Raw genomic sequence first — 8,321 nt, forward strand, 5'->3', positions numbered from 1 at the left:
GGCCAGGCGCTGGCGCTGGCCGCCGGAAAGCCCCAGGCCGGCGTCGCCCAGGTGGGTCTGGTAGCCCTGCGGCAGGCGCTGGATGAACTCGTGGGCGTGCGCCGCGCGCGCGGCCGCTTCCACCTCGGCCTGGCTGGCATCGAGGCGGCCGTAACGGATGTTGTCCTCCACCGTGCCGTAGAACAGCGCCGGATTCTGCGACACCAGGGCGAAGCAGGCGCGCAGCTCGCGCGGATCGAGCCGCTCGATCGGCACGCCGTCGATCAGGATGCGCCCGGCCTGCGGGTCGAAGAAGCGCAGCAGCAGGTCAAACAGGGTCGACTTGCCGGCGCCGGACGGCCCGACCAGCGCCAGGGTCTCGCCAGCGCGCACCTGCAGGCTGATTCCATCGACCGCGTAGTGCTCCGGACGCCCCGGATAGGCGAAGCGCAGATGCTGCAGCTCGATCTCGCCGCGCACCGGCTGCGCCAGGTGCTGCAGCCCCTGTTGCGGCGCAGCGATCTCGTTGCGCGCGCGCAGCAGTTCGGCGATGCGCTCGGCCGCGCCGGCGGCGCGCTGCAGCTCGCCGATCACCTCGCTCAGGGTGCCGAACGAGGAGCCGACGATCAGGCTGTAGAACACGAAGGCCGCCAGCTCGCCGCCGGAAATGCGCCCGGCGATCACGTCCATGCCGCCGACCCAGAGCATCACCCCGACGGCGCCGAGCACCAGCACGATGACCAGGGTGATCAGCCAGGCGCGCTGGGCGATACGCTTGCGCGCCACCGCGAACGCCGCCTCGGCGGACAGGCCGAAGCGGCGTTTGTCCTCGTCCTGGTGGTTGTAGGCCTGTACCGTCTTGATCTGCCCCAGCACCTCGCCGACGTAGCTGCCGACGTCGGCCACGCGGTCCTGCGACAGGCGCGACAGCGCGCGCACGCGACGGCCGAAGATCAGGATCGGCGCCACCACCAGCGGCAGCGCCGCCAGCACGATGCCGCTGAGCTTGGGGTTGGTCACCACCAGCAGCACGCTGCCGCCGACCAGCATGATCAGGTTGCGCAGCGCCATCGACAGCGACGAGCCGATCACCGATTGCAGCAAGGTGGTGTCGGCGGTCAGGCGCGACTGGATCTCCGAGCTGCGGTTGCTCTCGTAAAAGCCCGGGTGCAGCTCGATCAGGTGATCGAACACGCGCCGGCGAATATCGGCGACCACCCGTTCGCCCAGCCAGGACACCAGATAGAAGCGCGTGTAGGTGCCCAGCGCCAGGGCCAGCACCAGGACGAAGAACAGCCCCAGCGACTGGCGCAACGCCGCCGGCGACTGGGTGGCCAGCCCCTGATCCACCAGCAGCTTGATGCCCTGGCCCATGGACAGGGTGATGGCGGCGGTGAACAGCAGCGCCAGCAAGGCGCCCAGCACCCGCCCGCGATAGGGCGCGATAAAGCGCCAGGCCAGGCGCAAGGCGCCGCGCTGACGGGAGGAAAGCAGCGATGTCATGGGGTTTCGGGTCGCCTCAGCAATAGATAGAAACCAGCGCCAGCCAGGCCGTCCGCACCAGCGGCCGCTCAGTCATGCAGAAAGCGTTCGGCGTGGTCGGCGCTGGGCAGTAGGCATACGTCATGCCGCCCGAACAGGCGGTAGCGGTTCAGCGCAATGCGGTCGTAGCACCAGTCACGCAGCGGTCGCGGGATCAGCCGCAACCCGGCCAGCCCCCGCCAGGGCCCGGGCAGCTGGGCGAGGATGCCCAGCACGGCGTCGGAGCGCAGCAGCAGGCGACCATTCTCGATCAGCGCCATGCTGTCGAAACGCTCGCTGGGCAGCCCGTACCAGGCCAGCAATGCCTGCCCCTGGGCGGACTGCACCGACGCCAGGCGAAACTGCCGCGCACGGTCGTGGCGGATGAGGAATTTCGCCCAGCCGTTGCACAGCTTGCAGACGCCGTCGAACAGCACGACGCGCTCACCAGCGACGAGACCGGGCGGCAGTACAGGTTCAGTCATGGTGCGGCACTCGCCTGTCGAGCGAGCGGGCGGTAGTGGCCGGTAATGCGGAAGGCGAAGAGGATATCCTCCTCCTGAGCGCCACGGCCGATGTTGTGCAGGATCAGCGGCGTCCCCGTGGGAGCCTGGCGATCGCTGACGATGCCGATATGGGTGAGGCCGCGCCCCAGATCCCAGGTGACAATATCGCCAGCCCGGTAGGTGGCAGCGTCCTGACTGACCGGCAACGACCAACCTTGGCGCTTGAACCAGGTCATCAGGTTGGGCACGCGGCGGTGGTCGATATTGGCGTCGGGACGGCTCAACCCCCAGTTGTTCGGATAGACGGCGAAATTGCCGCGCATGTCGCGGTGCACCGCCTCCTGCAGATCCAGCCCCTGCTGGCGCAGCGCGCGGATCACCACGTCGGTGCACACCCCGGTGGCCGTGGGCACGTCGCCGCCCGGATAGTTCAACTGGCGGTAAGCCGGGTCATAGCTCAGGGTCACGCCGACCTGCTGGCGCGCATCCAGCACCAACCTGTCAGCCTCGATGGCCTGCGCGGCCAGCGCCAGCGCCCAGGCCGACAGTAGAACCAGCATGCGCATCGCGATCTCCTATCGAGCCAAGGGATACAGCAGTTCTTCCTTATACCCGGCCCAGACCCGCACGGCATCGGGAAAGGCGTCGTCCAGAGTCACCTCGCCGCTGTCCACCAGCAGCGGGCGGCCTTCCAGCGTGGCCAGCTTGCGCTTGGTGGCCACCACGCGCAGGCGCTCCAGGCCGATGGCGCGCAGCACGCGCGGGCTGATCTGCTGGTTGCCACGGCCGAGGATATGGCCCTGGCCGCCGATGGCGGTGACCAGCAGATAGGCCGGATGCCCGTCGACCAGGGCCAGCAGCTCGGCCTCGTTGACGTCGCGGGCGATCACCCGGCCGTCTTCGATCACATCGACGCCCAGCAGCGTGGTGTCCAGCCCCAGGTTCTGCGCCAGGCCGTGCAGGGTCGAGCCGGGGCCGAACACATAGCGCACGCCCGGCTCCCACTGCGCCTCCAGCCAGGCGGCGAGATCGGCCAGCACCAGCTCCTCGGACTCCACCCCGCCCTGCTTGACCGCCTGCACATAACCGCCCTCCTGCGGCACGCACAGTTCGCCGTACCAGCGCGCGGTGACCCGGCCCTCGCGCAGGGCATTTTCGTCGATATCGCGCACCTCGCCGCTGGTCAGGCGCACCAGACCACCCTCGACCAGGCGCGCGGTCAGCTCGCCGGCGGCACGCGGGCTGATGGCGTAGACGCCGGACTGGATCTTCACCCCGGCCGGAATGCCCAGCACCGGTTGCCCTTGCCTGACCGCGGCGCAGACGTCCCGCGCCGTGCCATCGCCACCGGCGAACAGGATCAACGCCACCCCCGCGTCCTGCAGCTGCCGCACGGCGCGGCGGGTGTCTTCGGCGGTGGTGGCGCCTGCGCCCAACTCGCCCAGCAGGCGATGGGCGAAGCCCAGCTGCGCCAATAGATCGCCGCCCATGGCGCCCGGGTAGCTGACGAACTCGATGCGTTCGCGCAATCCCAGCAACTGCTCCAACGCGGTGCGGGTGCGCTGCGCCGCCTTCGGCTCGATACCCAGGGCCAGCGCCTGTCCGGCCACGCCGTCGCTGCCCTTGAGCGCCGCCGGGCCGCCGAGGCCGGCCAGCGGATTGATGATCAGACCTATATGGAAACGCGACATGAATTCCTCGTTCGAGACAGGCTGGCACGCCGCCTGCAATACGACCTTTGCTATGTGTTTTGTGACGGAGCAGCACCGTCGCAATTGTCACCGCGCCTTCATCTAGCCGCTCTAGACTGGCGCGCATCACTGATGAGGAGACAGGCCATGAGCTTGCACGACACTGCCGCCCAACGCCCCACCACCCCGGTCAAGCATCCGCAGATGCCGGTGGGCGGTTTTATCATCGATGGCCAGGGCCGCGAAGTGCCGATCACCGAAGGCATGATCCAGCAGGCCTGCGCCGAGCTGGAAAAGGCTCAGCAGCAGTCCCGGCGGCAAGGCTGAGGCGGCCAGGCGCCAGGCAGATCAGGCGCCTGGCGCTCCCTCAAGCGCGCGGCAGCAGTTTCAGCGACAGCGAATTGATGCAGTAGCGCAGCCCGGTCGGCCGCGGCCCGTCGGGGAACACGTGGCCGAGGTGGGCGTCGCACTTGGCGCATTTCACCTCGATGCGGTGCATGCCATGGCTGAAGTCGTCGAGCCGGGCGATCGCCTCGTCGCTGACCGGCTGGAAGTAGCTCGGCCAGCCGCTGCCGGAGTCGTACTTGGCGTCGGAGTCGAACAGCGCCTCGCCGCAGCAGGCGCAGTGATAGACCCCCGGCGTCTTGCTGTCGTGATACTCGCCGGTAAAGGGCCGCTCCGTGCCGCCCAGGCGACAGACATGAAACTGCTCCTGCGACAGTTCCTCGCGCCAGGCCTCCAGGGGTTTGTCGAGTTTGTCCACGGGCAGGGTTCCTCCTCGATAAAAAGCCAGGCGATGCGTGACAGCGCTGGCCTTGGTTGTACGCGGGGTGCGTTGAGTTCGCGGCGGAAGCCGCTGCTACTGGCCGGGACCTGGGCGCATCCTCGCTTAAAAAAGCCGGACTGGCACCTTTGCCGCGCCCAGGCCGCCACGTATGATTCGACGCCAGTCTGTCACCCGCGTTACAGGCTGCCAAGATTCTCCGTCGCGAGACTTTTGCAGCGTGCTTCGGCGGGTTATCCATCGCTCGGGATCCCTTACATGCAGGTCAGCAAATCGAACAAGCTCGCCAACGTCTGCTACGACATCCGCGGGCCGGTGCTCAAGCACGCCAAACGTCTGGAAGAGGAAGGCCAGCGCATCCTCAAGCTGAATATCGGCAACCCGGCGCCGTTCGGTTTCGAGGCGCCGGAGGAAATCCTCCAGGACGTCATCCGCAACCTGCCCACCGCCCAGGGCTACAGCGACTCCAAGGGCCTGTTCAGCGCGCGCAAGGCGGTGATGCAGTACTACCAGCAGAAGCAGGTGGAAGGCGTCGGCATCGAGGACATCTACCTCGGCAACGGCGTCTCCGAGCTGATCGTGATGGCCATGCAGGCGCTGCTCAACAACGGCGACGAGGTGCTGATCCCGGCCCCCGACTACCCGCTGTGGACCGCCGCGGTGGCGCTGTCCGGCGGCAAGCCGGTGCACTACCTGTGCGACGAGCAGGCCGGCTGGTTCCCCGATGTCGCCGACATGCGCGCCAAGATCACCCCCAACACCAAGGCCCTGGTGCTGATCAACCCGAACAACCCCACCGGCGCGGTGTATTCGCGCGAGGTGCTGCTGGATATCGTCGAGCTGGCGCGCCAGCACAACCTGGTGCTGTTCTCTGACGAGATCTACGACAAGATCCTCTACGACGAGGCCGTGCACATCAGCACCGCCTCGCTGGCGCCGGACGTGCTGTGCCTGACCTTCAACGGCCTGTCCAAGAGCTACCGGGTGGCCGGTTTCCGTTCCGGCTGGGTGGCCATCTCCGGGCCCAAGCACAAGGCGCAGAGCTATATCGAGGGCCTGGACATCCTGGCCAATATGCGCCTGTGCGCCAACGTGCCGAGCCAGCATGCGATCCAGACCGCGCTCGGCGGCTACCAGAGCATCAACGACCTGGTGCTGCCCAACGGCCGCCTGCTCGAGCAGCGCAACCGCGCCTGGGAACTGCTCAACGACATTCCCGGGGTCAGCTGCGTCAAGCCGATGGGCGCGCTCTACGCCTTCCCGCGGATCGACCCCAAGGTCTGCCCGATCCACAACGACGAGAAGTTCGTCCTCGACCTGCTGCTGTCGGAGAAACTCTTGATCGTCCAGGGCACCGCCTTCAACTGGCCCTGGCCGGATCACTTCCGCGTGGTCACCTTACCAAGGGTCGACGACCTGGAGCAGGCCATCGGCCGCATCGGCAACTTCCTCAAGGGCTACAGCCAGTAGGCCGGCATGGATCTGCAGATCGACGACTTCTACAAGGACGCCGCCGGCGGCCTGCTGCTGCTCTATCAGGCCTTCCCGCGCAAGCTGGCGCTGTACGTCGAGGACCTGATCGGCCGCGAGGAGCCCGACGAGTTCGGCCTGCCGAGCAAGCGCCACCAGGCCTGTCTCGGCGCCCTGCTGTGGCTGGCCGAGGAAGGCTATCTGCGCTTCGAGTCGACCATCGCCTACGACGCGCTGGACCAGGCGGTGCTGACCGAGAAGGGTTTCCTGCGCCTGTCGCGGGCCCTTCCCCACGCCGTGGGCGAGGGCCAGGCGCTACCGCCCAGCGTGCGCCGGGTGCATGCTACCCTGGCCTTCCAGCTGCGCGAGGCGCTGGCCCAGCAACACGGCGAACGTACCGCGCGCCTGACCCGCCTGCTGTTCGAGATCAACCTGCAGGGTTCAGGCGACATAGTTTGAAATAGTCGCTGGTTGAAACCCTGGGGGGCGCGCCCTTATATAGCCCGCATTACTCGTACGTCTTTCCCCGTGAGGAGTCCGTTCACACCATGATGCGCATTATGTTGTTCCTGGCCACCAACCTGGCGGTGCTGATCATCGCCAGCATCACCCTCAAACTGCTGGGGGTCGATCGCTTCACCGGCCAGAACCATGGCAGCCTGCTGATCTTCTGCGCCGTGTTCGGTTTCGCCGGCTCGCTGGTGTCGCTGTTCATCTCCAAGTGGATGGCGAAGATGAGCACCGGCACCCAGATCATCACCCAGCCGCGCACCCGCCACGAACAGTGGCTGCTGCAGACCGTCGAGGAGCTGTCGCGCGAAGCCGGGATCAAGATGCCGGAAGTCGGTATCTTCCCCGCCTACGAGTCCAATGCCTTCGCCACCGGCTGGAACAAGAACGACGCGCTGGTCGCCGTCAGCCAGGGCCTGCTAGAGCGCTTCTCCCCTGATGAGGTGCGCGCGGTGCTGGCCCACGAGATCGGCCACGTGGCCAACGGCGACATGGTCACCCTGGCGCTGATCCAGGGCGTGGTGAACACCTTCGTGATGTTCTTCGCGCGCATCTTCGGCAACTTCGTCGACAAGGCCATCCTCAAGAACGAGGACGGCCACGGCATCGGCTACTTCGTCGCGACCATCTTCGCCGAGCTGGTACTGGGCATCCTGGCCAGCATCATCGTCATGTGGTTCTCGCGCAAGCGCGAGTTCAAGGCCGACGAAGCCGGCGCCCGCCTGGCCGGCACCGGCGCGATGATCGCCGCGCTGCAGCGCCTGCGCGCCGAACAGGGCGTACCGGTGAACATGCCAGACAGCCTGACTGCCTTCGGCATCAACGGCGGCCTGAAGAACGGCCTGGCCGGCCTGCTGATGAGCCACCCGCCGCTGGAAGATCGCATCGAGGCGCTGCGCCGCCTGGGTTGATCGCAAGCAACAAAGAAAAGGCGACCTGCGGGTCGCCTTTTTTGCTTCATAGGGCCGCGTGCAGCATCCCTGGCGGCGCGCGTGGCGCAGCTTACACAAGCTTCTCCAGCCGATAGACCACCTCGTCCAGCGCCTTGAGCTCGTGACGGATGAACTTCCAGTTGCCCGCCAGCACGTCCTCGCGCTGCAGCTCCTGCACCTGCCAGGCGGCGGCGAAGTGCCGCTGCACCTCGTCGTCGCCGACGGCGAAGGGCGGCCCGTCCATCTGGCTCTGGGCGTAATCCAGGGTGATCAGCAGGCCGCGGCAACCGTCCGGCATAATCGCCGTCAGGTGCGCCGCATAGCGCTCGCGCATCGCCGGCGGCAGGGCGATCAGCGCGGCGCGATCGAACAGCGCCTGGCAATCGGCGACGTCCTCGGCGCGCAGGGCGAAGAAATCGCCGCACCACAGCTCCAGCGCGCCGGCGCGGTAGAGCTTGAACGCCCCGTGCCGGACGACCTCGGCCTGCAGGCCCTGCTCGGCGAAGAAGTCCTGCACGGCCTTTTCCGCCAGCTCCACGCCCAGCACGCGATAGCCCTGGCCGGCCAACCAGGCCAGATCCAGACTCTTGCCGCACAGCGGCACCAGCACTCGCGCGCCCACAGGCACCGCCAGCGCCGGCCAGTGCCGTTGCAGGTAGGGATTGACCTGATCCAGGTGAAAACCGATCTGATCGCGCGCCCAGCGCTCCTGCCAAAAACTTTCGTGCACGCAAAACCTCCAGGTAAATCGATGATAAGGCTCAAGAATTTATGCTGGTATCGGATAGGTCCAACCACCAAGATGGCAGCATCCTACTCCAGGAGTTAGCACCATGCTGCCTTCGCTGTTCATCTCCCACGGCTCCCCCATGCTCGCCCTCGAACCGGGCGCCAGCGGCCCGGCCCTGGCCCGCCTGGCGTCCGAGTT

General features: G+C 67.1%; 10 protein-coding genes and 1 pseudogene. 5 read left to right on the forward strand and 6 right to left on the reverse strand.

Translation table 11 applies throughout. The annotated features are described in order from the left end of the window. The 4 genes from N878_RS06660 to N878_RS06675 all read right to left on the reverse strand — a co-directional run. Positions 1–1,482: ABC transporter transmembrane domain-containing protein (locus tag N878_RS06660; RefSeq protein ID WP_021442887.1), on the reverse strand; the 1,482-nt coding region annotated here is incomplete at its 3' end. A 68-nt stretch (positions 1,483–1,550) separates the two neighbouring features. After that, on the reverse strand, positions 1,551–1,985 hold the full coding sequence (locus tag N878_RS06665; RefSeq protein WP_031302839.1) for a thiol-disulfide oxidoreductase DCC family protein: 435 nt from the start codon (positions 1,983–1,985) through the stop codon (positions 1,551–1,553). Further along, entirely contained in the window at positions 1,982–2,572 is a 591-nt protein-coding gene (locus N878_RS06670; RefSeq protein WP_021442889.1) for a DUF1287 domain-containing protein, read from the reverse strand. The genes N878_RS06665 and N878_RS06670 overlap by 4 nt, the downstream gene beginning before the upstream one ends. 9 nt (positions 2,573–2,581) lie before the next feature. Continuing rightward, on the reverse strand, positions 2,582–3,697 hold the full coding sequence (locus N878_RS06675; protein ID WP_021442890.1) for an ATP-NAD kinase family protein: 1,116 nt from the start codon (positions 3,695–3,697) through the stop codon (positions 2,582–2,584). 147 nt (positions 3,698–3,844) lie between these two features. Between N878_RS06675 and N878_RS06680 the strand changes: the two genes are divergently transcribed. After that, complete coding sequence (locus N878_RS06680) at positions 3,845–4,024, forward strand: PA1571 family protein (protein WP_021442891.1); 180 nt, start codon at positions 3,845–3,847, stop codon at positions 4,022–4,024. A gap of 40 nt (positions 4,025–4,064) precedes the next feature. Here the strand turns inward: N878_RS06680 and msrB are convergent, their stop codons facing one another. Next, positions 4,065–4,460 carry a peptide-methionine (R)-S-oxide reductase MsrB gene (msrB, locus tag N878_RS06685; protein ID WP_021442892.1) on the reverse strand — a complete coding sequence of 132 codons (396 nt, stop codon included), beginning with the start codon at positions 4,458–4,460 and terminating at the stop codon, positions 4,065–4,067. 279 nt (positions 4,461–4,739) lie between these two features. Here msrB and N878_RS06690 point away from each other — a divergent pair, with 279 nt between their 5' ends. The 3 genes from N878_RS06690 to htpX all read left to right on the forward strand — a co-directional run bounded on the left by N878_RS06690 (position 4,740) and on the right by htpX (position 7,372). After that, the gene (locus tag N878_RS06690) at positions 4,740–5,951 is read left to right on the forward strand and encodes a pyridoxal phosphate-dependent aminotransferase (RefSeq protein ID WP_021442893.1); all 1,212 of its coding nucleotides are present in this window, start codon (positions 4,740–4,742) and stop codon (positions 5,949–5,951) included. 6 nt (positions 5,952–5,957) lie between these two features. Continuing rightward, positions 5,958–6,410 (forward strand): hypothetical protein, encoded by a 453-nt coding sequence (locus N878_RS06695; RefSeq protein WP_021442894.1) that lies wholly within the window; start codon positions 5,958–5,960, stop codon positions 6,408–6,410. An 89-nt stretch (positions 6,411–6,499) separates the two neighbouring features. Further along, positions 6,500–7,372: a protease HtpX gene (gene htpX / locus N878_RS06700; RefSeq protein ID WP_021442895.1), complete on the forward strand. Its 873-nt coding sequence runs from the start codon at positions 6,500–6,502 to the stop codon at positions 7,370–7,372. Between the two features lie 91 nt (positions 7,373–7,463). Here the strand turns inward: htpX and N878_RS06705 are convergent, their stop codons facing one another. After that, positions 7,464–8,123, reverse strand: a complete 660-nt coding sequence (locus N878_RS06705) for a thiopurine S-methyltransferase (RefSeq protein ID WP_021442896.1) — start codon at positions 8,121–8,123, stop codon at positions 7,464–7,466. A 103-nt stretch (positions 8,124–8,226) separates the two neighbouring features. On the opposite strand from N878_RS06705, the pseudogene N878_RS28300 reads away from it, so the two are divergent. Further along, a pseudogene (locus tag N878_RS28300) lies at positions 8,227–8,321 on the forward strand (dioxygenase); the annotation flags it as partial.

This window comes from Pseudomonas sp. EGD-AK9 (assembly GCF_000465935.2).
Classification (GTDB): Bacteria; Pseudomonadota; Gammaproteobacteria; order Pseudomonadales; family Pseudomonadaceae; genus Aquipseudomonas.